A 24,536-nucleotide genomic window follows, 5' to 3' on the forward strand; every position below is an offset into this window, starting at 1 on the left:
GTCACGGGCCAAAAGAGGCTCCAAGTATCGCATATCGCCGATAAAAGCCTGTTCCAATCAGCCGCGCGGATGGTGCTGGGCATGCAGCCGCTTCAGCCCTTCCTTGGCGACCAGCGTGTAGATCTGCGTGGTGCTGAGCGCGCTGTGGCCGAGCAGCATCTGCAAGGCGCGCAAGTCCGCCCCGTGATTCAACAGGTGGGTTGCGAAGGAGTGCCGAAGCACATGCGGCGAAATGCGTTTGGCATTGATGCCGACCGAGGCGGCGTGACGCTTCACCAGCGTCCAGAACATCTGGCGCGTCATGCCCTCACCGCGCTTGCTTAGAAACAGCGCCTTTGGCTGGCGCCCCTTAGCCAATGCCGGACGCGCCTGGGCCAGGTAAGCCTGGATGTGCTCCAGCGCCACCTCACCCACCGGCACAAGCCTGTCCTTTCCGCCTTTGCCGGTCACGCGCAGTACGCCTTGTCGGGTATTCAGCGCCGCCAAAGGCAGCTCCACGAGTTCGGAAACGCGCAAGCCGGAGGCGTACATCAACTCGAACATCGCACGATCACGAAGGCCCAGCGTGGTGGAGGCATCCGGTGCGTTGAGCAGACCTTCGATCTCGCGCTCCGCCAGCGCCTTGGGCAGGCTGCGCGGCATTTTGGGGCGTTCGATCAACAGGGTCGGATCGTCGAAACCCGGCTCGTTGCGCGCGACCGAGGCATAGTAGCGACGGAAGGCCGATTGCCGGCGCGCCATCGAACGCACGGCCACCGGTTGCGAGCCATGAAACGCGGACAGATCCTCGCGCCGCGCTGTACGCAGACGCCGTCCGCGGGTCGCCAGCCAGCGTGCCAATCCCTCCAGGTCGCGGCGGTAGGCTTCGAGCGTGCGCTCGGCCAGGCCGTCCTCCGACCACACGCGCTCGATAAACGCCTCGATATCCAGTGCATCGGCTTCGGCGATACTGGGAGGCTCTTTACTCAATGTCTCTTTCATGCGCACGATGCTGGGCATTGCGCACGCGCCATGCAAGCTATTCGATGAGAACAACAACGGCAACGAACACGATTTGTCCGCTCTGGCGGCGACTGACAGCCCTGGTCTACGACTTAGTGGCGGTATTGGCGATCGTGATGGTGGTCGGATTGCTGTGCCAAATCGCGACGCATGGGCAGTTAATCACCACCGGCCCGCAAGTACATATCGCGTGGTGGTATCAACCTTTGCAGGCGCTGGTCGTGGCGGCGTATTTCGTGGTCTCGTGGCTGCGTGGCGGCCAGACGCTCGGCATGCGGCCGTGGCGAATCCGGGTAACCACGCGCTCCGGCATGCAACCATCGTGGCGGCAGGCATTCGTTCGGGCGATCGCAGCTGCCCTCCCCTTGCTATTGCTGCTCCTTGCTCCGGCCTTCGGACTGCACGCTGCGCTTTGGGCCGTGGCGGGAGGCTGGATGGTCTGGTTTGCTGCGGCCTTGTTCGACCCAAGCCGTCGCACTATCCACGATCTGGCCGCCGGTACCGAGGTCCGTCGCATCGGGTGAAAACCCGCCGTCACCGGCCGCTCCATGGCAATGAGACAACTCTCAATTATTAAGCTATTGATTTATAAATAATTAATACTATTCTGCAATGCAGCAATACAGCGCGTAACCGGCTATGATGCAGCTTTAGACCCGCGGTCGATTTCTCATGCTTTATCAACTCCACGAATGGCAACGCGCCTTTCTCGGCCCGCTCAGCCACTACGCTGAAGCCAGTGCCAGGATGCTCACCGATCCCAGCAGTCCGCTGGCCCACGTACCCGGAGCGCAGCGTATGGCGGCCGGCTACGAGCTGATCCACCGGATCGGCAAGGACTATGAGAAGCCGGCGTTCGACATCCACAGCGTCGATGCGCACGGTAACCAGATCGCCATCGTCGAACGCATCGACCTGGAAACGCCGTTCTGCCAACTCCGGCGCTTCAAGCGTTTCAGCGACGACCCGGCCACCATCGAAAAGATGAAGACCGAGCCGGTGGTGCTGGTGGTCGCACCGCTGTCGGGTCATCACTCCACTCTGCTGCGTGACACGGTGCGCACGCTGCTGCTCGACCACAAGGTGTACATCACCGACTGGATCGACGCGCGCATGGTGCCTGCCTCAGCGGGTCCGTTCCATCTGGATGATTACGTCGCGACCATCGAGCAGTTCATCCGCCATATCGGCGCCGAATCGCTGCATGTGATCTCGGTGTGCCAGCCGACCGTGCCGGTGCTGGCGGCGATTTCGCTGATGGCCGCACGCGGCGAAGCGACGCCGCGCAGCATGACGATGATGGGTGGCCCGATCGACCCGCGCCGCAGCCCGACGCAGGTCAACAATCTCGCCACGACCCAGCCGCTCAGCTGGTTCAGAGGCAACGTGATCCACACCGTGCCGACGAACTATCCGGGTCACGGCCGCGAGGTCTATCCAGGTTTCTTGCAGCATGCCGGTTTCGTGGCGATGAATCCCGGTCGCCACCTCAATTCGCACTGGGATTTCTATCTCAATCTGCTGCGCGGAGATCTGGATGATGCCCACGCGCATCGCAAGTTCTACGACGAATACAACGCGGTGCTGGACATGCCGGCGGAGTATTACCTCGACACCATCAGCACCGTGTTCCAACAGTTCCTGCTGCCGCGCGGCTTGTGGGATGTGGCGGGTGAGCGCGTGAATCCTGCGGCGATCAAGCGCACCAGCCTGCTCACCATCGAAGGCGAGCTGGACGATATCTCCGGCATTGGCCAGACCGAAGCGGCGCATGATCTGTGCACCGGCATTCCGTCGACACGCCGCGTGCATCGGGTGATCCAGGGCGCGGGCCACTACGGCATCTTCAGCGGCCGTCGCTGGCGCGAAGTCGTTTATCCGCAGGTACGCGACTTCATTCGTCGATCGGATCTGGCGCTGATATCGAAGCGGGCCTGATCTGAAGTAGGAATGATCTCTTTTCTCCTTCCCTATCAGGGAAGGAGTTTCAAGCAGCAAAAAATGTTCTGAATGCCTCGATGACGCGCGCCACGCCCGCGTCATCGATATCCAGATGCGTCACCAGACGCAAGGTCGGTAAGTAGCCGATGCTGATGCGCACCGCCGCGGCGCGCAGATGCGCATCCAGCTCGCGCAATCGGTCAGCCGGCACATCGACGAACACCATATTGGTGTGCAGTCCAAGTAAGTTGACGCCAGGGATAGTCCGCAACCCTTCGGCCAGACGAGCGGCGCGCGCATGATCGTCGGCCAAGCGCGTGACGTGATGATCCAACGCATAGACGCACGCTGCAGCCAGCATGCCGGCCTGGCGCCAACCGCCGCCGGTTACCTTGCGCCAGCGTCGCGCCTTGTCGACCAGTGCCGTGGAACCGACCAGCACGGAGCCCACCGGCGCACCCAGTCCTTTCGACAGACACACCGACACACTATCGAAATGTTGTGCGATCTCACGCGCCGGCACGCTGCTGGCGACAGCGGCGTTGTAAAGCCGCGCACCGTCCAGATGCAATGCAAGCCCGCGTTCGCGTGCAAAGTCACGCGCGGCACGCAGGTAATTCATCGGTAAAACGCGTCCGTGCCAGGTGTTCTCCAAGGCAAGCAAACGGGTGCGTGCGAAGTGCGGATCGATCGGCTTGATCGCCGCCGCCACTTTGTCCAGCGGCAGCGAACCGTCGGCGTCTTGCACAATCGGCTGCGGCTGGATCGAACCAAGCACCGCCGCGCCACCACCTTCGAACTTGTAGGTATGCGCGTCATTGCCGACGATATATTCGTCGCCACGCTCGCAGTGCGACATCAGTGCAAGCAAATTCGATTGCGTGCCGGAAGGCACGAACAGCCCCGCCTCGAAACCAAGGTCGTCAGCCAGACGCTGTTGAAGCGCATTGACAGTGGGATCTTCGCCATAGACGTCGTCGCCGACGTCGGCATCCAGCATGGCTGCGCGCATCGCCGGCGTCGGCCTGGTCACCGTATCACTGCGCAGATCGACCCAATTCATGCCGCACCTCTTACCAGCGAAGAATGCATCACTTTGCCGTTCTAGCCGGCAATCGGCAAGTCGTTATCGACTGATTATCGCCTCTCGCCATAACGCCGGGGGCAAGATGGCAAAGAGGCCTTCGCGCCTGGCACGGCGCGCGAGACGCAGCAAAGCGTCATCGCGCGTGAGCAGCGCAACCGCGCCCGCTTGTTGCGCCAGTTCCAGAAATTTCTGATCGTCGCGATCGCTGCAGCGTGGCAGGATGACATCGCTTTGCATCGCCGTATCCAATGGACGCACGCATCGCACCCACGTGTCGAAGGCCGTTAACGCTTTAGCACGTTGCTCGTCGCTCAACGCCAGCCGGGGATACGCCAACACGGCCTGCCACTCGGCATAGCAGTCCTCGCGCGTAACGAGTTCGATATCGCCAGCACTGACGGAAGCAAGCAACGACGCGCACTGCGAATCGTCAAACACGAACAGATCCAGACAGACATTGGTGTCTAGCACATAGCGAGGTGGACCAGGCGACATCACGTCGCCCGCCTCACGCGTTCTTGCGGAAATAGAACCAGGCCAGGAACACCAACAACATCGCCGGCAATACATTCGCCAGCATCGGCGGAATGCCATACACCGTGCCGAAACTGACGATGGCCTTCTGCACGAAATACCAGCTGATCGCCAGAATCATGCCCATGAAAATACGTTTGCCCAGACCACCCGAACGCAAGGCACCGAAAGCGAACGGCATCGCGCACAACACCAGTACCAGCACGTTCAGCGGATACATGACGCGCCCCCAGAACGGGGTCTCGTAGGCGTTGGTGTTCTCGCCATTCTGTTGGAGGTAGCGGATGTTGCGCTGGAGGTCGCGCATCGCCAGGTATTGCGGCTGGATCACTGATTGCTGCAGCACATCCGGATCAAGCCGCGAATCCCAACGCTCGCTTTCGGACGTACTGCTGTGCACCCCGCCTTCGTCCAGCATGCTGCTTCGCACATGACTCAGTACCCACTCGTTGCCAACATGCTGGGCCGTGTTGGCCTGGTCGAAGCGTGTCAGCTGCTGACCGTCGTCGGTCAAGGTGAATACCCGTACTTCGGCCAGTTCTACGTACTGGTGCCCATCGTTGGCGGTGCGCAACACACTGCTCTTGGCATTGATGACACGATTGCCGTCACGCGCCCACAAACCGCTGCTGGTGGTAAGCCCCATATTGCCCGAGCGCAACCGCAACTCCATGGCCTGCGCCTGCTGATCACCCCAAGGGCCGATCGTTTCCCCCATGATCACCACACCGGCGATCAGCACCGCCACCACACCCACCGCCGATACAGCGATGCGCAAACGCGACATGCCCGAGGCGCGCAGCGCCGTCAGCTCGCCCGTGGAAGCAAGGCCACCCAGACCGAGCAAACCGCCAATCAGTGCGGCGAAGCCAAACATCTCGTACATGCGGCGAGGAATCGTCACCAGGATGTAGAAGATTGCGTTACTCAGCGTGTAACCGTTACGGCCGATATAGCCGAGCTGCTTCACGAACTGCAGCATGGCGTCCAGACCGACCAACACCAGCCAGACGATCAGCATCGAGCCGAGCACAGTCAGGCCGATCAGCCAGTCCACGCGCTTGATACGGAACATCAGGCGCTCGCTTTGCGCGGCTTGCGCGCGATGTAGTTATTGCGGAAACCCCAAGCTGCAATGGCAAACAATGCGATGCTGAGCAGCCACATCGGCGTGGGATGATGCCAGTGTCCTTTGGCCAACTGACCGCGGCACAGCGCAAGCAAGTTGTAGTAAACGAAGAAGCCCAGCACCGCGATCAGCATGCGTCCGTATTTCGGCTCACGCGGACTCTGACGCGCCAACGGAAGCGCCATCATGAGCAAGGCCAGCGTCATAATCGGTACCACAGTGCGCCAAGCGAACTCGGCACGCGCGTCAGGCGTATCCGTACGCATGAGGTCGAGCATGTCCAAATTGTGGATCGGATCTTCGGGATCGTCGGACTGCACTGAGGAAAGCGCGCTGTCGTTGCGCTCGTACTGCATGCGACGCCAGTTGTCCGCACCCAGCGGAATTTCGTACTGCCAGCCGGTGTACAACGCAAGGTAGCGATTGCTGCCATCGGTGCTCTGATACAAACGGCCATGCTTGCCGCTGATCATCTTCATGACCACGCTGCCATCGCGATTGGTGCGCTCGGCGGCAATAAAGGTATTGCCCAGCGTGCTGCCGTCGCGGCTGAGCGCGTCGACGAAAATGATGCCGCCCTTACCAGGCAATTCGGTAAAACGACCGGCGTCGAGACCCGCGGCGATCACCGAGCGGTTGGCGGCGGCGACGAGGCTGTCCGACGTACGCGCAGCCATCGGCCCCAGCCACATCGACACCATGCCGACCAGCGCGATCATCACCACCGCGACGATCGCCATCGGCCGCAGCAGTCCACCCATGCCCATGCCGGAGGAGGACAGCACGTGCATCTCGCTTTCGCGATACATGCGTCCAAATGCCAATAGCACGCCGAGGAAACCCGCCAGCGGCAGCATGTTCGACAAGCCGTCGACCATCTGCAGACCCAGCACCTGGAACATCACGCTGGCCGGAAAGCTGCCCTTGGCCACCTGCTCCAGCACGTGGGCGAAGGCGGTACCGGCCATGATCACCAGCAGCACGATGATCGTGGCGCCAACGGTCTGGCCCAGTTCGCGCAGGAAGTACCGGTCTAGGATGCTCAGCATGCGATAGAATCGTGGGTTCCATGCCCCTCCAGCCCTGGGGAGGCAAACCCTAAGTCTAGCCGGTTCGACGCGTTCCGGCCTCCCGCAGGAACTTGATGATGACGCTTCAATTCAGCCTCGGCTCCGTCGCCCCCGAAACCGCCGATACGCCTTGCGTGGTCGTCGGCGTCTACGAAAACGGGCTGCTGACCAGCGCGGCAGCGCGCGTGGACAGTGCAGCCGGTGGTGCGATCAAGCGTCAGGTGGAAAGCGGTGATATCAACGGCAAGGCGGGTAGCACCACGGTATTGTTTGCACCCGAGGGCGTGCAGGCCAAACGCGTGCTGGTGGTCGGCCTGGGCTCGCAGAAGGCCTTCGACGCCGCGCGTTTTCAGAAAGTGAATGTCGAAGCGGTGCGTGCGCTCGCTCGCTTGCCGATCGATGCCGCCGTGTCGTTTCTTGCCGAAGTGGATGTTCCCGGCCGCGATGCCGCCTGGCGCGTACGCACCGCCGCGCTGGCCGCCGATCACACCACCTATCGCTACACCGCGACCTTCAAGCCGCGCGAGAAAAGCAGCCAGCCGGAATTGGGCAGCATCACATTTGCCGGCGGAGACGATGCGAAATCTGGCCTTGACCAGGCCCGCGCCATTGCCGAAGGCGTGCGCTTCGCCCGCGAACTGGCCAACCTGCCGCCGAACATCTGCAACCCTGCTTATATCGCCGACCAAGCTGTGCAGTTCGCCGAAAATCAGGCGAACGTAAGCTGCAACGTGCTCGACCACGAGGAAATGGCCAAGCTCGGCTTCGGTTCGCTGCTTGCCGTCGGCCGCGGCTCGGCCAACAAGCCGAAGCTAATCGTGCTCGAGTACAAAGGCGGCGCAGCCGATGAAAAGCCCTATGCCTTCGTCGGTAAAGGCATCACCTTCGACACCGGCGGCATCAGCCTCAAGCCCGGCCCGGGCATGGAAGAAATGAAATTCGACATGGGTGGCGCTGCTGGCGTGCTCGGCGCCTTCGTATCCGCCGTAAAAATGGGTCTGAAGCTCAACCTGGTCTGCGTGGTACCGGCGGTGGAAAACATGCCCGACGGCGACAGCTACCGTCCCAGCGATGTGCTCACTAGCCTGTCCGGCCTTACCATCGAAGTGCTCAACACCGACGCCGAAGGCCGCCTGATCCTGTGCGACGCGCTGACCTACACCGCGCAAACCTTCCAGCCGCAAACCATGATCGACGCGGCCACGCTTACCGGCGCCTGCGTGATCGCGCTAGGCAAACACGCCAGCGGTCTGATGAGCAAGCACGACGATCTCGCCGAAGAATTACTTAGCGCAGGCGAACACACACTCGACCGTGCCTGGCGCCTGCCGTTGTGGGATGACTATCACGCGCAGCTCGATTCCGGTTTCGCCGACGTCGCCAATATCGGTGGCAAGAATGCCGGTGCCATCACGGCAGGTTGTTTCCTTTCGCGCTTCACCGAAGGTCAGCGCTGGGCGCATCTGGATATTGCCGGTACCGCGTGGGACGAGGGTCGCAAAGGACTCGCCACCGGTCGCCCGGTGCCGTTGTTGGCGCAGTGGCTGATCGATCGCGCTGGTTGATGGATCAATCCCGTCATTCCGGCACACGTTCGGAATGACCGGTACCCAGGACGCTGACCCTATGCCTCGCGCCGACTTCTACCTGATCGCCAAACCGCGCTTCAGCGAACAACCGCTATTGCTGGTGTGCGAGTTGGCGCGCAAAGCCTGTGCGGCACAGCAACCCACCCTGATCCTCACGCGCGACTTCGCACAAGCCGAAGCGCTCGACGAACTGCTGTGGGCTTTCGATGAAGACGCCTTCATCCCGCATCAACTTGCCGGCGATGAAGACGACGAACACACCGCGGTACTGATCGCGCCACCTGGCGTAGATACGCCCACACGCGCGCTGACCATCAACCTGCGCGAACAGTGTCCGCAGAGCTATGGCGATCGCATACTCGAAGTGGTGGCCGCCGATCCTGCCGAACGTGAAGGTTCACGTTTGCGTTGGCGCGAATATCAACGCCTTGGCTTCGAAGTAAACAAGTTCGACATGTAAGAACCCGGTGCTGCGCGCCGGGTTCGTGACGCTGTCTCCAGCCTACGCAGGATCCGTCTCCGATCGCGACGTCCATGCCGCCGCTAACGCCGCGGAAAGCTGCACGCCTGTCAACGGTTTGCGCAGGAAGCCGTCGATGCCTACCTGATGTCCGCGTGCCGTCTCTTCCGCACGGGTACGCGTGGTCATTGCAATAATCGGCACGTGTTCGCCGGCGCCTTCGCCTTGGCGTATTAGCTGCGCCACCTGGAACCCGTCGATACCCGGCAGATCGAGATCGAGCAAAATGACATCGCAAGACTCCTGGGCCAACTCGGCGAGCGCGTTCAATCCATGGGTCGCGCAACGCACGCGATGTCCTTGATGCTCCAGCATGCCGCGGATGGCGTTGGTCACGGTAGCGTCGCCTTCCACCAACAGCACGTCGAGCGCGCGGTTTTCGCATGAAGCCGAACGTTCCGGCCGTGCATGGGTCGTATCCGATGACACCTGCAACGGCAATCGCACACGGAAGGTGCTGCCTTCTCCGACCGTAGACTCCAGGGCCATGCTGCCGCCCATCAAGCTCACCAGTTCGTTGCAGATCGCCAGGCCAAGACCGCTACCGATGCTGCGCTGCGGCCCCTCGTCCTGTTCGAAGCGGCGGAACAAACGCACGCGGCTCGTTTCGGAAATGCCGGGACCGGTGTCGCTTACATCCAACCACAGATAGCCATCCAACCAGCCCACGTGGATGCCGATGCTACCGCGCTCGGTAAATTTCACGGCGTTGTTGACGAGATTGAACAGCACCTGGCGGATGCGCATCGCATCGCCGAACAGCGAAGCCGGTACGTTCACGTCGATATGCACACCGAGTGCCAGGCCCTTAGCCTGCGCGGAGCCTTTCTGCAGACGCTCCACGTCCTTCGCCAGCGAGCGCACATCGAAAGGCACCGACTCCAGCACCAATTTGCCCGCTTCGATGCGCGCCAGGTCCAACGCATCGTTCAACAGTTTGAGCAGTACGTTGCTGGCGCGTTGCATCGATTCGGCGTATTCGCGCTGCGTTTCGCTGAGCGGCGTGCTGAGCAACAGCTCGGCCATACCAATCACGCCGGTCATCGGCGTGCGGATCTCGTGACTGAGCGTGGCCAGAAACTGGCTTTTGGCCGCACTCGCCTGCTCGGCAATCTGGTGTCGTTGCTCAGCCAGCTGCATGCGATGCCGATGCGCCAGCCGGCGCCGCCAGGCCAGCAGCAGTAAAAAGGCCAGCGCTATCGCCAAAACCGCATACAGCAGCCACGCCCACCACCGCAGCCACGGTGGTGACTGCACATGAATGAGCAATGGCGTATTCAGGTGCACCCATCCGCCATCGGCGCCACGAGCCATGACGTCCAAGGTGTAGTCGCCACTGCCGAGACCGGCAAATTCGCGTTCGCCGTGATTATCGCGATCGACCCAATCGGAATCGAAACCGTTAAGACGGAATCGGTACTGATTGGCCCACGGATCGATATAGGAGAAGACGCGTGCTTGAATATGCAGCTGACTGTCGCGCCAGCCGACTGTTACCGGCTGCGCGCTTAGCGGCAGGCTCTGCTCCACACCCTTGCGATGCACGGTGGCTTGCGTGATCGACAGTATCGGCGGCACGGGTTTCGCTTCGATTTTGTCGGGATCGAAGCCGGCCACGCCGCCAAAGGTGGCGGCATACAGGTAACCGCTGGGCAGCAGAGCATAGCCACGCCCAAACTCGCCGTTCGCAAGGCCATCCTGCAGACCGATCTGATGGAAGCTACCCTTCGCGGGATTGAAGCGCCACAAGCCATCGTGCGTAAAAATCCACACCCGGCCGAAGCAATCGAGATCGAGATCAAGCGCCTTCAGCGAGGGCCAACCATGCGCCGCATCCACCGTCCGGTCCAGCACCATGTCGTGTCCCTGGGCGTGGTAGTGCATGAGGCCGTTTTCCGTGGCCACCCATAAGCCGTTGCGATCGAAGTCGAACGCGTCGATCAAATCGCCCGCCGGTCCGCCCGGCACCATCACGAATCGATCGCGCGCTTGGTCCAGCCACATCAGACCGCCATCGCTGGCGTACCAGAAGGTGCCCTTGTACAGCATCATCTGGCTGCCGAGCATCACCTTTTCGTTCGGCTTGTCCATCGCCACTTCCGATACGGCCAAGGTCTCCGGATCGATACGCATGATGCCTTGACCGAAGGTACGCGCATACATTTTGCCGTCCGGCCCCAGTTCCACTTCGAGCGGACGCCTGAGTTTGTCGCCCTGCGGATCGACCTGATCGAGCCGGTTGTGTATGTAGTCGTAGCGAAAGAGCGAACCTTGCAGAGCCACCCACAAGCGTTGATGGTTGTCTTCGGTCAGACCGAGTACGTCGCCGTGCAGACCACTGAGGATGTGTTCAACGATACCCGTCACCGGATCCAATCGATCGACACGTCCTTCGCGCTCGCCGACCCAGACATGCCGCCCGTCGCGCCCTTTCGCCATGGTCGTCGCCACGGAATCGCGCAGACTGCTTGGATCGTCGGGAATATGCGTGAATCGGCTGAAACTGTTCCAACCCGGCGCAAGGTAGCCCACACCGCCATCGAGCAAAGCGACCCAGACACCGCCTTCGCGATCGACCAGTGTTTGCCAGACCCAGGCGCCCGGTAAGTCGCCGAACAGCAGCGGCTGGTCAATCACGCTGGTGATGGGCCCATCGCGACGCGCCTGCAAATACATGCCACGCTGCGTACCAATCCATAGATGACCGGCCAAATCGCGCGTACTGGTCATGACGTTGACGCCGGGAATAACCGAAGCGCCGAAAGGACGCGCCAATCCATTGCTGTCCACCAGCAGCAAACCGCGATCGGTGGAGATGCGCACTTCGTCGTCCGTGCCATCGATGCGCCACGCGTCCATCGATTGCGTTGGATCGGCCGGCTTGATGCGCACGAAATTTCCGTCGGTATCGCGGCGGAACACTCCCCGATCGGAACCCGCCCATAACCGGCCCCGCGGATCGGCGTACAACGCGGCCACGGCACCGAAATCTTGCGGGTACAAACCGAGCACCGGGTTAGTCACGTGCTCAAATCCGCGACCGTCGGGCAGCATGCGGTCTAACCCTGCACTGGTGCCGACCCAGATCACGCCATCGGAGGTTTGCGCGATCACCCAGACACGATCGCTGGCCAAACTGTGGGGGTCGGAGGGATCGTGTCCCCAGTGCGTGAACTTGCCGGAAACGGCGTCATAGCGATTCAGGCCCGCATCCAGACCGCCGGCCCAGATGTCACCCTGACGATCGACGATCAGCGTGGAAATCTCGTTGTTGTAAAGCGAATCCGGATCGTTCTCGATGTGACGGAAAACCTGGAAGTGCACGCCATCGAAACGGCCAATGCCACCCTTGGTGCCAAACCACATGGCGCCGCCATGGTCTTGCGCCACCGCATAAACGCTGCTGCTGGGCAGCCCGTCGTCGATGCCATAGCGGCGGAACTGGGGGGTGGGCAGCGGCGCGGCGTCCGGCGCATGCAAGGCGGCTGGCGGAATGGGTTCGGACGAAGCGAGCGACGCCGACGACTGTCCGCCTGGTGCGGAGGCACTCAGCAGGAAGGCCAGTCCCAACATGAAAACCGACACAGTGGCCCCCTCAGGCATACAGGCAGCGCGCCCCCTTCGCGCGCACCGCTCCCGTCGATCATGCCAAATCCGGGGGCTAACCGCATGTCCCATCCGTGGGTTAACGCTAACTGATTGGGTGTCGCTACAACGGCAACGATCCGTTCCCGTGCCCGTGCTGGAAGCTCTGCACTGTTTCGGCCAGACTTCCGGCATGACTCGCCGCCCCCCGTTCCCGGCCCTCAGAGGCTACGTCCTGGTACTAGGCATGGCCGGTGGCATCTCGATGTCGCTTGCCGCCCAAGCAGCAACCGATACCTATCGCTATGACACCGTGCACAGCCAGATCGTCTTCAGCATCGACCACGATGGCTTCTCGAGACCCATGGGACGGCTGCACGTGGCCCACGGCTGGCTGCGGTTAGATCCCGGCGACTGGTCCCGCTCCAGCACCGAGCTCGACATTGACGTAACGAGCGTGGACATGGGCGATGCGGCCTGGAACAACGCGGTGTGCAAGCCTTCATTGCTCGACTGCAAGGCCTATCCAACCGCGCATTTCGTAAGCAGTTCGGTGGAACGCAAGGACGCCACGCATGGTGTGTTGCACGGCGTGCTTACACTGCACGGCAGTAGTCAGCCAATCGACATTCCGTTTCGGGTCAATCGCGTCGGTAAGACGATCTACGGCATGCATACCGTCGCTGGCTTTTCGGCCACTGCCACGCTCGACCGCACGGCTTTCGGCGTGACGGGTTTTCCTGAGGCCATCGGACATAACGTAGCGATCTGGCTCGAACTGGAAGGCATCCGCGATAGTCAGACATCGAGCGACGACAAACCGATCAACAACAAGGAGCAACCATGAGCTTGCGCAGTGACAACCGCCAATGGGGATCCATTGCCAAATTCTTTCATTGGGTCGTGGCGCTGGGAATCCTTGGCAACGGTGTGTGGGGACTGCTGATGACGGGTATGTCGCCCTCGATGAGCAAGATCAGCGTCTACGCGCTACACAAGTCGATCGGCCTGACCATTCTTGCGCTGTTTGCCTTGCGCGTGGCGTGGCGCCTGTTCGATCGCGCGCCACCGGACGAGCCTGCTCCACGCTGGCAGCGCATCATGGCGCATGTCACACATGTGTTGCTGTACGGCTTCATCCTCGCTTTACCGCTGAGCGGCTGGTGGTACAACTCCGTCCACGGCTATCCGCTGCAGTGGTTTAAATTGTTCAATCTGCCTGCGTTCGCCGCAAAAAATGATGATCTGACGCGTACTGCGCACGCGGTTCACGAGTACCTTTTTTATCTGTTGCTGCTGGTGCTGGTGGGGCACGTGGGTGCGGCACTGAAACACCATGTATTCGATCAGGACAACGTATTGCGACGCATGCTGCCGTTTGGTCGTGTGCGTCCCGGCAAAGCCACTTCAGGAGAACTCCCATGATCTTTCGCTTCAAGCATCGTCCGCTCGTGTTGCTGCTTGCGCTGACCCTGCCATGCATCGCCAGCGCTGCCGACTACACCGTCCAACCGACCGGCAGCACGCTCGGCTTCAGCAGCAGTTTCCAGGGCAGTGGATTCGACGGTCATTTCGACAAATGGACCGCCGCAATCAGTTACGACCAAGCCAAATTGGCTTCATCGAAGTTCGATGTCAGCGTGGACCTCGCCAGCGCAAAGACCGGCGACAGCGATCGCGACAGCGCCTTGCCGGGCCCGGATTTCTTCAATGTGGCGAAGTATCCCCAGGCACATTTCGTCACCACCGCTTTCCATCAGCAAGGCAGTCAGGTGATTGCCGATGGCATGCTGACACTGCACGGTGTGACCAAGCCGGTGAGCTTGAATATCACCTTCAAGCCGCAGAGCAGCGGCGCAACCTTGGATGTGAGTGGCACTGTCAAGCGGCTGGATTTCGGCGTCGGTGGCGGCCAGTATGCCGACACGTCGGTGATCGGTGCCGATGTGAAAGTCACGGCGCATTTGGTACTTAGCGCGAAATAAGCATGCCTGATGCCGGGCGCGCACCGCTGCGCGCCCGCTCAGTCGCGGTCGAAGAAATCTCGTACCGACGATTCATCAAACGGCCAATCCAACTCGCGTCCGCTGCGCAAATCTCGCAGTACCGGTACGCGTGTGCCGTAGCGATCTTCCAGCTCTCGGCTGTCGTCCACCCATACGCTATCGAAATCCGGCGCACGCGCTTGCGCCAGCACGGCCAGCGCCTGGTCGCATAGGTGACAGTAATCCCGTTGGTAGAGCACAAATTCGGCCATACGTAGGCGAATAGACTGCTGTTAAGTGGACGCACGCGTAGAATAGCCAGTTCATCCCCGTCATCGCAGTACACCCATGGCTGTCAGCGCCTTCGACATCTTCAAGATCGGCATCGGCCCGTCTTCCTCCCATACCGTCGGCCCCATGCGCGCCGCAGCCCGATTTGCCGAGCGCTGGCTGGAAGAAAAGGGCGTGCTCGATCGCGTTGCCCGGGTTCGTGCCGAACTCTATGGATCGCTAGCGATGACCGGACGAGGACACGGCACGGACAAGGCGGTGCTGCTCGGTTTCGAAGGCGAGTGGCCGGACAAGGTCGATCCGGACCATATTCCGGAAATCCTCAAGCGCGTGCGCACAACCCATCGCATCCGCATCCTCGGCAAACATGAGATCGAGTTTGAAGAGAAACGTGATCTCGTTTTCAACAAGCGACAGAAGCTGCCATTTCACACTAACGGCATGCGTTTCTCCGCCTACGATGCCGAAGGGAACGAACTAGCTACGCGCGACTACTACTCCGTCGGCGGCGGTTTCGTGGTCAACCACGACGAAGCCGCCGAAGACCGCATCGTTGCCGACACCACCGAACAGCCCTACCCCTTCGCTACCGGCGATCAACTGCTTGCGCTATGCGCACAGCACGGATTGACCATCGCCCAACTGATGATGGAAAACGAAAAGGTGTGGCGTAGCGAAGCGGAGATTCGCATGGGCCTGTTGGTCATTTGGAAAGCGATGCAAGGTTGCGTCGAGCGCGGCCTGCGCTCGCCGGGCATCTTGCCCGGCGGCCTCAAGGTGGCACGCCGCGCGCCGACCATGGCTGCCGAACTGCGTAACCAGCCGGAAGCGGCGCTCAAGGATCCGCTCACCATCCTCGACTGGGTGAATCTCTACGCGCTGGCCGTCAACGAAGAAAACGCTGCCGGCGGCCGCGTGGTGACGGCACCGACCAACGGTGCGGCCGGTATCGTGCCAGCCGTGTTGCACTACTACCACCGCTTCTGTCCGAAGTCCGACGAAAACGGCGTGATCGACTTTCTGCTTACTGCCGCCGCGATCGGCATCCTCTACAAGGAAAACGCTTCGATCTCCGGCGCCGAAGTCGGCTGTCAGGGTGAAGTGGGCGTCGCTTGCTCGATGGCTGCCGGTGGCCTCACCGCTGCGCTCGGCGGTAGCGTGCTGCAGATTGAGAACGCGGCCGAAATCGGCATGGAACACAACCTCGGCCTCACCTGCGATCCGATCGGTGGCCTGGTGCAGATCCCGTGTATCGAACGCAACGCGATGGGTTCTGTCAAAGCGATCAACGCCAGCCGCATGGCGTTGAAGAGCGACGGCAAGCATCGCGTCTCGCTCGACAAGGTGATCAAAACCATGCGCGATACCGGCCGCGACATGAAGGACAAATACAAGGAAACCTCGCGCGGCGGTCTGGCCGTCAACGTGATCGAGTGCTGACGCTTGACTCCCTCCCCTGCTTGCAGGGGAGGGTTGGGGTGGGGTCGCTCTTGCTCTAATGCCGCCCTGGCAAGTCCCGCAAAATCTCTTCAAGCACGCTCTCCGTGCGCAACAACACATCATCATTCCAGAAACGCAGCACGCGATAACCGCATGCTTCGATCATGTGAGTACGCATTGCGTCGTATTCACGCGTGCCCAAGTGTTGTCCACCATCCAGCTCCACAACAAGCTTCGCCGAGATACAGACGAAGTCGACAATGTAGCCAGCGATGGGGAATTGGCGACGAAATTTGTAGTTCGCAAGATTTTCTCGACGGAGATAACGCCACAGACAACGCTCCGCATCGGTGGCAGTGAGGCGCAACTGGCGTGCGCGCTTCCATTTTTCTTGCATGGCAGATCCGTTGCTTGATCGCGAGGTTGCTTTACCCCCTCCCAACCTCCCCCTGCACGCAGGGGGAGGAGCCGAGCTAGCACTTATGCCTCTCTACGGTCGAACACGATGCTGGCGATCGCACCATTGGTATCTGCGCGTGGCCTGATCGAAACATCCCATCCATAGAGTTCGCAGAGGCGTCGCACAATGGCGAGGCCAAGGCCTGCGCCGCTGCCGCCCGCGCCCTCGCCACGCACACCTCGCTGGAATAAACGTTCGGCATCTTCTGGCTTGATACCCGGGCCGGTGTCGATCACATCGACCCGTCCTTTCTCCACTTTTACCGTAACGCGACCTTGAAGTGTGTACTTGATGGCATTGCCGATCAGGTTAGTCAGCGCTACCGACAACACGGAGGCAGGTGCATTGACGCTATAGGGATCGTTCTGGATCAGCTCGACTTCGATCGGCTTATCGCGTACCTGCGGTCGCTGGCTCTCGATGACATCGGTGGCGACCTTCGTCACTTCGGTCGTTTCGCCTCGCGTCGGGCCGCGACGTTCGGCGCGTGACAACAACAGCAAAGCTTCAATCAGCTCAGTAGCCTGACGCGACGCGCGTTCGATACGCTTAAGGCGTTCGCGCAACTTCTCCGTAAGATCGGGAGATCCTTGCAGCAATTCGGTGGTACTGGAAATCACAGCCAACGGCGTACGCAACTCGTGACTCACGTCCGAGTTGAATTCGCGGTCGCGCTCGACCATCGCGGTAAGACGTTCGGAGTATCCATCGAGTGCCTGCGCCAACTCGCCGACTTCGTCGTCGGCGAAATGAGGCGCCAACGGTTCGGCCCGCCCCGCTTTGCGGAAATCGCGCAAGCGGCGGGCAAGTTCGCTGACGGGTTTGAGCACCTTGCGCGACAGCCATAAGCCGATCGCCAGCGACAGCAAGCTAAACAGAATAACGGCTGAAATCAGCGATGTGATGAGCTGACGTTTGCCTAGATCTTCGTGACTGATGTCGTAGCTGATAAAGCCAATCAAGCCATATTTACGTGAAACGGCAAGCTTGTAATGCCGTGTACGGCCGTCCTTGTCCACGTCATGCATGTCGTACACGCCGGTAGCAAGATTCTGCCAGGCGAGAGGTGCTTTGTAGATCGTGCGATCGCTCCACATCCATGCGTCGATCAATCGGGATCCCACCGGCTGACTGGGATCCACATGCGTAGCCTCGACGGCTTGATTGACGTCGCTCTGCAGGCTCGCGTTGACCAGCTGGTTCTCCACCTTGGCTCGCACGTACAACGATGCCACGGCAAACAACGCGCTCAGGCCAAACCCAAACAGCGCGAACGAGACGATAAGGCGAAACCGCAGCTTACGCCTGGACTGCATCCGGATCGACCATGCGGTAACCGATGCCGTGTCTGGTGTGGATCAACGCCTTTTCGAACGGCTTGTCGATCGCGGCACGCAGACCGTGGATGTGCACGCGCAGGCTGTCGCTGTCGGGCAGTTCCTCGCCCCACACTTTCTGCTCCAGATCTTGGCGCGTGACCACGGAAGGGCTGGACTCCATCAGCGCTTGCAGCAGTTTCAGGCCGATCGGATTGAGCTGAATCGACTTGCCTTCGCGGGTGACCGTGAGCGTGTCGAGGTTATAGGTGAGGTCGGCGACTTTGAGCACTCGGCTCTGTGGACCCTTGCCGCGTCGCGCCAGCACTTCCAGCCGCGCGGCCAGTTCCTGCAGAGCAAAGGGCTTGGTCATGTAGTCGTCGGCACCGGATTCGAAGCCGGTGAGCTTCTGTTCCAGCGCATCGCGGGCGGTCAGCATCAAGACCGGCGTCTGCTTGTGCGCCTCATGGCGCAGCTTGCGTGCTACATCCAGACCATCCATGCCCGGCAACGTCAGGTCGAGCACGATCACGTCGAAATCATGGACGACCGCCAGATGCAGGCCGGTGACGCCATCGCCGGCGAAATCCACCACATGGCCGCGATCTTCCAGGTAGTCGCCGATATTGGTCGCGATATCGCTGTTGTCTTCAATCACCAGAACGCGCATGCGTCTCTCCGATACGCAACCGGCACACAGGCCGGCGGAGGCTCAAGCTTAACGAGGGAAGCCTGCAAATGTTAAGCGGAATCCTGAATAAGCCTTAGCGCCCTAAAACGGGCAAAGAAAAAGCCCGGGTGCTGCGACCGTGCGTCGCCGCATCCGGGCTGAAGCTACTGCCCCGATACCGTCGTCTGCTGTCACCGGACCTTGCGATTGAAGTGGCGAGCAAACAAACAGTGGAGCCTTTATAGGAGTGGCGGGGTTACGCGGTAGTTAACGCGCGCTCACTGCTTGGTTAATGGGCGGCGAGGATCGCCTCTATACGGCACGACCCGCTTCATTGCCCTATTCCCGCTTGGCACCCTTTCCGGCGTGCTGTTCGAGATGACGGATGATTTTCTCGGACACATTGACCCCCGTGGCGGCCTCGATCCCCTCCAGACCCGGCGAGGCGTTCACCTCCAGCACCAGGGGTCCGCGGTTGGAGCGCAGCAAGTCCACGCCGGCGATGCCCAGCCCCAGCGCCTGTGCCGCGCTGACCGCAATACGTTTTTCGGCGACAGTCAGCTTGGCCGCGCTCGCCGTGCCGCCGCGGTGCAGATTGGCGCGGAACTCGCCTGGAACGGCCTCGCGCTGCATGGCGGCCACCACTTGCCCGCCGACCACGAAACAGCGCAGGTCGCTGCCTTTGGCTTCGGCAATGAATTCCTGCACCAGGAAGTTGGCGTAAAGACCTCGGAAGGCCTCCACCACGCTCTGCGAGGCGCTGCGTTTTTCCGCCAGCACCACGCCGGTGCCCTGGCTGCCTTCGTTGAGTTTGATGACGTGCGGTGGCTCGCCCAGCATCTCCAGCACATCGGTGGTGTCGTCCGGGTTGTCGCCGAAGACGGTCACCGGCATGTCCAGGCCCTTCGCGGAAAGAATCTGCAGGCAGCGCAATTTGTCGCGCGCGCGCAGCACCGCATCGGAAGAATTGGGAGTGTAGACGCCCATCATTTCCAGCTGACGCAATACCGCAGTGCCGTAGAACGTGCTGGAGGTGCCGATGCGCGGAATTGCGGCATCGATATCGTGCAGCGCTTTGCCCTTGTAACGGATTTCCACCGAACCAGGGGCAATCCGCACATAGCAGCGCAAGGGATCGAGCACTCGCACGACATGCCCGCGCTCACGCGCCACTTCCACCAGGCGCTGCGTGGAATATAGCCGCGTGTTGCGCGAGAGGATGGCTATTTTCATGGTTTGTCCATCGTCGTTTGCACAGGCCGTGGAAGGGTGTAGGAAAGAGCAGGATCGACTGTGAAGCGCCCCATCAACGCGGTGCGCCCCAGAAGCATAGGAAACAGCATGTGTCGGCGATCGGTCAGATTCATGTCAACCTCGAAACGTTCGCCAGCCAGCATCACTTCGGTGCGGATGAACCAGCGCTCACTGCGGCCGCCGCCGGTATCGACCACCACGCGCCGGTCATGCGCCTGCGCTTCGCATTGCACGTTGCGCACCGAGCGCCGACCAAGCCCGACCATGAACCGCAACCACGTCGCGCCATCACGCGTGAATGTTTCCAGCTCATCGACATGCAGCGAGCTACTGCGCGCGCCGGTATCGAGCTTGGCCTTAAGCGTGGCGATGCCGAACTGCGGCAACGCCAGCCGCTCCCGCCAACCGAGGGTAATCACGTCCGCCATGTCAGCTCACGCTGTCGGGTTTGGAAACTCTCGGTGGGGAACCGGAAAGATGATTTGGAGCGGGTGAAGGGAATCGAACCCTCGTCAGTAGCTTGGGAAGCTACAGCTCTACCATTGAGCTACACCCGCAACGTTCGGCGATGGTAACCCGGCGAGCGCGGCTTTTGGAATCCGTAGGTGCATATACAACCCTTTCACCGCTGGCAACGCTGCGTGAACCGGAGATAGCGTCGGACTGAATCGCCATTTCTAAACCGTCGGCAACCGCTGCCTGCGCCCTAAGCTAAAGCTCATAATTCGACCGCAGAATCGCCCTATACACGGACGAATACGGAAGCGCGACCGCATCGCGCGCCACAGCAGGGACAAACCCATGCGTGCACTCAATGCTGCACTTTCAGTTTCACGTGGCTGGCGGTTCGCGCTTGCCGCGTTGTTGTTGATTTGCGCCGGCTTCGCGTATGCCCAGTCGGACGACGGCCAAGGTGACGCCGGTGATCCGCCGGCGCGGGTGGCGCGACTCGCCTATGCGGCCGGCGACCTGGGTCTGATGCCGGCAGGCAGCACAGACTGGAGTGCCGCCGACGTCAATCGTCCGTTGACCAACGGCGACAAACTGTCCAGCGGGCCGGGGGCCAGGGCCGAACTGGAGCTGGGCGGCGCTTCCTTGCGCATCAACGGCCAAAGCGATATCGGCCTGCTCAATCTCAACACGCAGGTCGGCCAGTTCGAGCTGACCCAAGGCACGTTGAACCTGACAGTCCGCAACCTCGACCAGGGCGCGAGCTACGAAATCGACACACCGACGCTGGCGCTAGTGATCGATCAACCCGGCAGCTTCCGGGTGGACGTCGGCAACGATGGCGTCTCCACCACGGTGACGGTGTTCCAGGGCGCCGGCGTAGTTTTTGGCGAGAACAATGCACAGCGTGACGTCTACAACGGACGCAGCTACTTGTTCAGCGATTCCACGCTGAACAGCGTCGCCGTGAGCGAGATCGAAGGTAGCGACGCGTTCGATGCCTGGTGCAGCGATCGCGATGCGCAGTATGAGAACACGGCCAGCGCTCAGTACGTGTCGGACGACGTAGTCGGCGCGCAAGACCTCAACCAGTACGGCAACTGGCAAGTGGACAACGATTACGGCGCCGTGTGGTACCCCGCCAACGTGGTGGTCGGCTGGGCACCTTATCGCTACGGTCATTGGGTATGGATCGCGCCTTGGGGCTGGACCTGGGTCGACGGATTGCCCTGGGGCTTTGCGCCATATCACTACGGCCGCTGGGCTTTCATTCGCGGCGCATGGGGATGGATACCTGGACCGCCGCGCATACGCCCGATCTATGCGCCGGCGCTGGTGGCCTTCGTCGGTATCGGCGCTGGCGGCCCTGTGGGCTGGTTCCCGCTCGGTCCGCACGAGGTCTATAACCCGTGGTACCGCAGCTCTCGCAATTACTACACCAACGTCAATATCACCAACATCACGGTCGGCCGAGGCTACGACCGGGGTGCCTTGCTCGACAACATCCATCACCAGTACGGCTTCTATCAGAGCGGACGCCCGGTACCGAATGCGACCTACGCCAACCGCAACGCGCCGCATGCCTTCACGGCGGTGCCCGCTCAGGCTTTTGCCAGCGCACGGAACGTACAGAGCAGTCAGGTGCACATGAACCCGCAGCAGATGGCTGCCGCCGCGGTGATCGCTCCTACCACCTTGCAGCGCCCATCATCCGCCAGCTTCGGTCAGCCGCGATTGATAAACGCGCGGCCACTTCCGTCGACCAGTTTCAACCGACAGGTCGTGGCCGTCGGTAGGCCTGCGGCGGCAGTGGCGGCTACTGCTTCGTTCCGCTCGAGCCAGCCGGCTTCCAACGTGCGCGTGCTGGGTGTTCGCCCCAGGTCACCCAACCCCATCCCGGAGCCGATGCATCCGGAAAACTTCGCACGCCCTGCTGCACCCGTGGAGACGCAAGCCAATCCACCGCGTCCCGCTACCCTCCCGCAGGTACCGCACTTCGAGCCAGCCCAACAGGTTCGGCAGGTCGAACAGCCTCCACGTTACGCGCCCGCGCCGCGGCCCTATGCGCAGCCGCAGGAAAATGTCGAGCAGGAGCGTTTCGACGCCGCGCAGCGCGCGCACAACTACGTGCCTGAGCAACGTCAATACGTGCCCCAACAACGCCCGCCGGAGCCGAACCCCTCCTATCAGCCTCAGCCTTACCGATATGAGCCCCAGCAGCAGATTGGGCGTCAGGAGCAGGGACGTCCTCCCGAGCAGGAATCGCACCCGCAAAGCGCACCAAGACCCCACCAAAGCGCACCGCCATCTGGCAAGAACGACAATCAGCACTGAAGTTCGAAACGCACAGGCCCGGCCAACCGCCGGGCCTGTGCCGTTACAATAGGCGGATGCAGATCACGCTCAATGGCCATCCGCGCGATTGCGGGCAAGGCACTACCGTTACCCAATTACTCCACGAAGCCGGTTATGCCGGCCGCCGCGTCGCGGTAGAAGTGAACCAGGAAATCGTGCCGCGCAGCCTGCACGAGGGTCACGAGCTGCGCGAGGGCGATCGAGTGGAGATCGTCCATGCCATCGGCGGCGGCTGATACGTCACGCCACTTTTGCTCTTCCCCGCGCCCATGGCTCGTCGGCCCGCCCTTAGTGAATGTCACCCCATGAATATCAAGACGCTCGACACCACCGATTCCCTGATCATCGCCGGCAAGAGCTACGGCTCCCGCCTGCTGACCGGCACCGGCAAGTACAAGGATCTCGATGAGACGCGTCGTGCCACTCAGGCCGCTGGCGCACAGATCGTCACGGCCGCGATCCGTCGCGTAAACCTCGGCCAGGATCCCAACGCACCCAATTTGCTCGATGCGCTGCCACCCCATGAGTTCACCCTGCTACCCAACACGGCCGGCTGCTACAACGCGGTCGACGCGGTGCGCACGTGCAAACTGGCGCGCGAACTGCTGGACGGCCACAAGCTGGTGAAGCTCGAAGTACTGGGCGATGAACGCACGCTCTATCCCGATGTGCTGGAAACCCTCAAAGCCGCCGAGCAGCTGGTGGCCGACGGCTTCGACGTGATGGTCTACACCACCGATGATCCGATCCTCGCCCGCAAACTGGAAGACATCGGTTGCGTGGCAGTGATGCCGTTGGCTGCGCCGATCGGCTCCGGCCTCGGCATCCAGAACCGCTACAACCTGCTGGAAATCATCGAGAACGCCAAGGTGCCGATCATCGTCGACGCCGGCGTGGGCACCGCTTCCGACGCAGCGATCGCCATGGAGCTGGGTTGCGACGGTGTGCTGATGAACACCGCCATCGCCGGCGCCAAAGACCCGGTGCTCATGGCGCATGCCATGAAGCTCGCGATCGAAGCCGGCCGCGCCGCCTTCCGCGCCGGTCGCATTCCACGCAAGCGCTATGCCTCGGCGTCCAGTCCGATCGACGGCACCATCGGCTGATGAGCGACCGCGCCGGCCACGACGCGCCCGAATACATGCGCCGCATCCGCAGCTTCGTGCTGCGCGAAGGACGTATGACGCCCGCCCAGCAGCGTGCCTTCGAAACACATTGGGCACGCTTCGGCATCGATTACACCGGTGCCGAGCAGGACTTCGATACGCGCTTCGGCCGCCATGCACCCTGCGTGCTGGAAATCGGGTTCGGTAATGGCGAGGCGCTGGCCTGGGCCAGCGAGCATGACCTCGCCCGCGACTATATCGGCGTCGAAGTGCATGGCCCCGGTGTGGGTCGGCTGATGAATGCCCTGGCGGCGCGGGATGCCGCCAATGTGCGCCTCTACAAGCATGACGCGGTGGAAGTGCTGGAGCAGGAGATTCCGCCCGGCACACTCGCCGAAGCACGTGTCTGGTTTCCCGATCCCTGGCACAAAAAGCGCCACAACAAGCGCCGCATCATTCAGCCGGAGTTCGTCGCCCTGCTAGCCACGCGCATGGCGCCCAACGGCCTGCTGCATCTGGCTACCGATTGGGAGCCTTACGCACAGCACATGCTAGAGGTGATGGAAGCGGCGCCGGATTGGCGCAATGCGGTGGCTCCGGGCCAATACGCCGAAAAGCCGGACTGGCGCATCGAGACGCATTTCGAGCGGCGCGGCCTGAAGCTCGGTCATGGCGTGTGGGACCTGCTTTACCGGAAGGTCTGAGCTTTAGAGCCAGTAATGCGGCAACGGTTCACCAGCTCGCCCGCGCAG

The 24,536-nt window shown here is 61.5% G+C and carries 24 protein-coding genes and 1 tRNA gene; 12 read left to right on the plus strand and 13 right to left on the minus strand.

Features of this window, described 5'->3' with window-relative positions:
* Positions 1-57: 57 nt before the first annotated feature.
* Complete coding sequence (gene xerD / locus QQL64_RS14030; RefSeq protein ID WP_284400804.1) at positions 58-981, minus strand: site-specific tyrosine recombinase XerD; 924 nt, start codon at positions 979-981, stop codon at positions 58-60.
* Positions 982-1,025: 44 nt separating this feature from the next.
* On the opposite strand from xerD, the gene QQL64_RS14035 reads away from it, so the two are divergent.
* Both QQL64_RS14035 and QQL64_RS14040 read left to right on the plus strand, forming a co-directional pair.
* Positions 1,026-1,526, plus strand: coding sequence for an RDD family protein (locus tag QQL64_RS14035; protein WP_284400807.1), 501 nt, complete (start codon positions 1,026-1,028; stop codon positions 1,524-1,526).
* A gap of 148 nt (positions 1,527-1,674) precedes the next feature.
* A complete protein-coding gene (locus QQL64_RS14040; protein WP_284400809.1) occupies positions 1,675-2,940 on the plus strand; it encodes a polyhydroxyalkanoate depolymerase in 1,266 nt (421 codons plus the stop codon).
* 49 nt (positions 2,941-2,989) lie between these two features.
* Here QQL64_RS14040 and ltaE read toward each other — a convergent pair whose 3' ends face one another.
* From ltaE to lptF, 4 genes are all read right to left on the minus strand, one after another.
* Positions 2,990-4,006, minus strand: a complete 1,017-nt coding sequence (gene ltaE / locus QQL64_RS14045; RefSeq protein ID WP_284400810.1) for a low-specificity L-threonine aldolase — start codon at positions 4,004-4,006, stop codon at positions 2,990-2,992.
* Between the two features lie 63 nt (positions 4,007-4,069).
* On the minus strand, positions 4,070-4,525 hold the full coding sequence (locus QQL64_RS14050; protein WP_284400811.1) for a putative toxin-antitoxin system toxin component, PIN family: 456 nt from the start codon (positions 4,523-4,525) through the stop codon (positions 4,070-4,072).
* Between the two features lie 13 nt (positions 4,526-4,538).
* A complete protein-coding gene (gene lptG / locus QQL64_RS14055; protein WP_284400813.1) occupies positions 4,539-5,639 on the minus strand; it encodes an LPS export ABC transporter permease LptG in 1,101 nt (366 codons plus the stop codon).
* Positions 5,639-6,742 (minus strand): LPS export ABC transporter permease LptF, encoded by a 1,104-nt coding sequence (gene lptF, locus QQL64_RS14060; RefSeq protein WP_284400815.1) that lies wholly within the window; start codon positions 6,740-6,742, stop codon positions 5,639-5,641. The genes lptG and lptF overlap by 1 nt, the downstream gene beginning before the upstream one ends.
* Before the next feature lie 98 nt (positions 6,743-6,840).
* Here lptF and QQL64_RS14065 point away from each other — a divergent pair, with 98 nt between their 5' ends.
* Positions 6,841-8,328: a leucyl aminopeptidase gene (locus QQL64_RS14065; RefSeq protein WP_284402193.1), complete on the plus strand. Its 1,488-nt coding sequence runs from the start codon at positions 6,841-6,843 to the stop codon at positions 8,326-8,328.
* Positions 8,329-8,389: 61 nt separating this feature from the next.
* Entirely contained in the window at positions 8,390-8,812 is a 423-nt protein-coding gene (locus QQL64_RS14070) for a DNA polymerase III subunit chi (protein ID WP_284400817.1), read from the plus strand.
* A 42-nt stretch (positions 8,813-8,854) separates the two neighbouring features.
* Here QQL64_RS14070 and QQL64_RS14075 read toward each other — a convergent pair whose 3' ends face one another.
* A complete protein-coding gene (locus tag QQL64_RS14075) occupies positions 8,855-12,457 on the minus strand; it encodes a hybrid sensor histidine kinase/response regulator (RefSeq protein ID WP_284400819.1) in 3,603 nt (1,200 codons plus the stop codon).
* Between the two features lie 193 nt (positions 12,458-12,650).
* Here QQL64_RS14075 and QQL64_RS14080 point away from each other — a divergent pair, with 193 nt between their 5' ends.
* The 3 genes from QQL64_RS14080 to QQL64_RS14090 are packed head-to-tail and all read left to right on the plus strand — an operon-like array spanning position 12,651 to position 14,442.
* Positions 12,651-13,304, plus strand: coding sequence for a YceI family protein (locus QQL64_RS14080; RefSeq protein WP_345782656.1), 654 nt, complete (start codon positions 12,651-12,653; stop codon positions 13,302-13,304).
* On the plus strand, positions 13,301-13,882 hold the full coding sequence (locus QQL64_RS14085) for a cytochrome b (protein WP_284400821.1): 582 nt from the start codon (positions 13,301-13,303) through the stop codon (positions 13,880-13,882). The genes QQL64_RS14080 and QQL64_RS14085 overlap by 4 nt, the downstream gene beginning before the upstream one ends.
* Entirely contained in the window at positions 13,879-14,442 is a 564-nt protein-coding gene (locus QQL64_RS14090; RefSeq protein WP_284400823.1) for a YceI family protein, read from the plus strand. The genes QQL64_RS14085 and QQL64_RS14090 overlap by 4 nt, the downstream gene beginning before the upstream one ends.
* 38 nt (positions 14,443-14,480) lie before the next feature.
* On the opposite strand, the gene QQL64_RS14095 is transcribed toward QQL64_RS14090, so the two are convergent.
* On the minus strand, positions 14,481-14,714 hold the full coding sequence (locus QQL64_RS14095; protein WP_284400825.1) for a glutaredoxin family protein: 234 nt from the start codon (positions 14,712-14,714) through the stop codon (positions 14,481-14,483).
* A gap of 76 nt (positions 14,715-14,790) precedes the next feature.
* On the opposite strand from QQL64_RS14095, the gene QQL64_RS14100 reads away from it, so the two are divergent.
* A complete protein-coding gene (locus QQL64_RS14100) occupies positions 14,791-16,173 on the plus strand; it encodes an L-serine ammonia-lyase (RefSeq protein WP_284400826.1) in 1,383 nt (460 codons plus the stop codon).
* Between the two features lie 55 nt (positions 16,174-16,228).
* Here the strand turns inward: QQL64_RS14100 and QQL64_RS14105 are convergent, their stop codons facing one another.
* From QQL64_RS14105 to QQL64_RS14130, 6 genes are all read right to left on the minus strand, one after another.
* On the minus strand, positions 16,229-16,570 hold the full coding sequence (locus QQL64_RS14105; protein ID WP_284400828.1) for an endonuclease domain-containing protein: 342 nt from the start codon (positions 16,568-16,570) through the stop codon (positions 16,229-16,231).
* Between the two features lie 83 nt (positions 16,571-16,653).
* Positions 16,654-17,949 carry a sensor histidine kinase gene (locus QQL64_RS14110; RefSeq protein WP_284400830.1) on the minus strand — a complete coding sequence of 432 codons (1,296 nt, stop codon included), beginning with the start codon at positions 17,947-17,949 and terminating at the stop codon, positions 16,654-16,656.
* Positions 17,933-18,619 (minus strand): response regulator transcription factor, encoded by a 687-nt coding sequence (locus QQL64_RS14115; protein WP_284400832.1) that lies wholly within the window; start codon positions 18,617-18,619, stop codon positions 17,933-17,935. Before QQL64_RS14115 ends, QQL64_RS14110 begins: the two co-directional genes overlap by 17 nt.
* A 339-nt stretch (positions 18,620-18,958) precedes the next feature.
* Entirely contained in the window at positions 18,959-19,852 is an 894-nt protein-coding gene (gene rimK, locus QQL64_RS14120; RefSeq protein WP_284400834.1) for a 30S ribosomal protein S6--L-glutamate ligase, read from the minus strand.
* On the minus strand, positions 19,849-20,301 hold the full coding sequence (locus tag QQL64_RS14125) for an ATP-dependent zinc protease family protein (RefSeq protein WP_284400836.1): 453 nt from the start codon (positions 20,299-20,301) through the stop codon (positions 19,849-19,851). The genes rimK and QQL64_RS14125 overlap by 4 nt, the downstream gene beginning before the upstream one ends.
* A 55-nt stretch (positions 20,302-20,356) precedes the next feature.
* A tRNA-Gly gene (locus QQL64_RS14130) sits at positions 20,357-20,430 on the minus strand.
* Between the two features lie 244 nt (positions 20,431-20,674).
* Here QQL64_RS14130 and QQL64_RS14135 point away from each other — a divergent pair.
* The 4 genes from QQL64_RS14135 (at position 20,675) to trmB (ending at position 24,488) form a co-directional block, all read left to right on the plus strand.
* Positions 20,675-22,657, plus strand: a complete 1,983-nt coding sequence (locus QQL64_RS14135) for a DUF6600 domain-containing protein (protein ID WP_284400837.1) — start codon at positions 20,675-20,677, stop codon at positions 22,655-22,657.
* A 56-nt stretch (positions 22,658-22,713) separates the two neighbouring features.
* Positions 22,714-22,914, plus strand: a complete 201-nt coding sequence (thiS, locus tag QQL64_RS14140; protein ID WP_284400839.1) for a sulfur carrier protein ThiS — start codon at positions 22,714-22,716, stop codon at positions 22,912-22,914.
* Between the two features lie 69 nt (positions 22,915-22,983).
* Positions 22,984-23,784 carry a thiazole synthase gene (locus tag QQL64_RS14145; protein ID WP_284400840.1) on the plus strand — a complete coding sequence of 267 codons (801 nt, stop codon included), beginning with the start codon at positions 22,984-22,986 and terminating at the stop codon, positions 23,782-23,784.
* Positions 23,784-24,488: a tRNA (guanosine(46)-N7)-methyltransferase TrmB gene (trmB, locus tag QQL64_RS14150; protein ID WP_284400842.1), complete on the plus strand. Its 705-nt coding sequence runs from the start codon at positions 23,784-23,786 to the stop codon at positions 24,486-24,488. Before QQL64_RS14145 ends, trmB begins: the two co-directional genes overlap by 1 nt.
* Positions 24,489-24,536 lie beyond the last annotated feature (48 nt).

It is taken from the genome of Dyella lipolytica, from assembly GCF_030160075.1.
Taxonomy (GTDB): Bacteria; Pseudomonadota; Gammaproteobacteria; order Xanthomonadales; family Rhodanobacteraceae; genus Dyella_B; species Dyella_B lipolytica.

What these genes read in the sequence shown, in the direction of transcription:
- xerD (WP_284400804.1), bottom strand. Translation starts at nt 981, where the DNA reads ATGAAAGAGACATTGAGTAAAGAGCCTCCCAGTATCGCCGAAGCCGAT.
- QQL64_RS14035 (WP_284400807.1), top strand. Translation starts at nt 1,026, where the DNA reads ATGAGAACAACAACGGCAACGAACACGATTTGTCCGCTCTGGCGGCGA.
- QQL64_RS14040 (WP_284400809.1), top strand. Translation starts at nt 1,675, where the DNA reads ATGCTTTATCAACTCCACGAATGGCAACGCGCCTTTCTCGGCCCGCTC.
- ltaE (WP_284400810.1), bottom strand. Translation starts at nt 4,006, where the DNA reads ATGAATTGGGTCGATCTGCGCAGTGATACGGTGACCAGGCCGACGCCG.
- QQL64_RS14050 (WP_284400811.1), bottom strand. Translation starts at nt 4,525, where the DNA reads ATGTCGCCTGGTCCACCTCGCTATGTGCTAGACACCAATGTCTGTCTG.
- lptG (WP_284400813.1), bottom strand. Translation starts at nt 5,639, where the DNA reads ATGTTCCGTATCAAGCGCGTGGACTGGCTGATCGGCCTGACTGTGCTC.
- lptF (WP_284400815.1), bottom strand. Translation starts at nt 6,742, where the DNA reads ATGCTGAGCATCCTAGACCGGTACTTCCTGCGCGAACTGGGCCAGACC.
- QQL64_RS14065 (WP_284402193.1), top strand. Translation starts at nt 6,841, where the DNA reads ATGACGCTTCAATTCAGCCTCGGCTCCGTCGCCCCCGAAACCGCCGAT.
- QQL64_RS14070 (WP_284400817.1), top strand. Translation starts at nt 8,390, where the DNA reads ATGCCTCGCGCCGACTTCTACCTGATCGCCAAACCGCGCTTCAGCGAA.
- QQL64_RS14080 (WP_345782656.1), top strand. Translation starts at nt 12,651, where the DNA reads ATGACTCGCCGCCCCCCGTTCCCGGCCCTCAGAGGCTACGTCCTGGTA.
- QQL64_RS14085 (WP_284400821.1), top strand. Translation starts at nt 13,301, where the DNA reads ATGAGCTTGCGCAGTGACAACCGCCAATGGGGATCCATTGCCAAATTC.
- QQL64_RS14090 (WP_284400823.1), top strand. Translation starts at nt 13,879, where the DNA reads ATGATCTTTCGCTTCAAGCATCGTCCGCTCGTGTTGCTGCTTGCGCTG.
- QQL64_RS14095 (WP_284400825.1), bottom strand. Translation starts at nt 14,714, where the DNA reads ATGGCCGAATTTGTGCTCTACCAACGGGATTACTGTCACCTATGCGAC.
- QQL64_RS14100 (WP_284400826.1), top strand. Translation starts at nt 14,791, where the DNA reads ATGGCTGTCAGCGCCTTCGACATCTTCAAGATCGGCATCGGCCCGTCT.
- QQL64_RS14105 (WP_284400828.1), bottom strand. Translation starts at nt 16,570, where the DNA reads ATGCAAGAAAAATGGAAGCGCGCACGCCAGTTGCGCCTCACTGCCACC.
- QQL64_RS14110 (WP_284400830.1), bottom strand. Translation starts at nt 17,949, where the DNA reads ATGCAGTCCAGGCGTAAGCTGCGGTTTCGCCTTATCGTCTCGTTCGCG.
- QQL64_RS14115 (WP_284400832.1), bottom strand. Translation starts at nt 18,619, where the DNA reads ATGCGCGTTCTGGTGATTGAAGACAACAGCGATATCGCGACCAATATC.
- rimK (WP_284400834.1), bottom strand. Translation starts at nt 19,852, where the DNA reads ATGAAAATAGCCATCCTCTCGCGCAACACGCGGCTATATTCCACGCAG.
- QQL64_RS14125 (WP_284400836.1), bottom strand. Translation starts at nt 20,301, where the DNA reads ATGGCGGACGTGATTACCCTCGGTTGGCGGGAGCGGCTGGCGTTGCCG.
- QQL64_RS14135 (WP_284400837.1), top strand. Translation starts at nt 20,675, where the DNA reads ATGCGTGCACTCAATGCTGCACTTTCAGTTTCACGTGGCTGGCGGTTC.
- thiS (WP_284400839.1), top strand. Translation starts at nt 22,714, where the DNA reads ATGCAGATCACGCTCAATGGCCATCCGCGCGATTGCGGGCAAGGCACT.
- QQL64_RS14145 (WP_284400840.1), top strand. Translation starts at nt 22,984, where the DNA reads ATGAATATCAAGACGCTCGACACCACCGATTCCCTGATCATCGCCGGC.
- trmB (WP_284400842.1), top strand. Translation starts at nt 23,784, where the DNA reads ATGAGCGACCGCGCCGGCCACGACGCGCCCGAATACATGCGCCGCATC.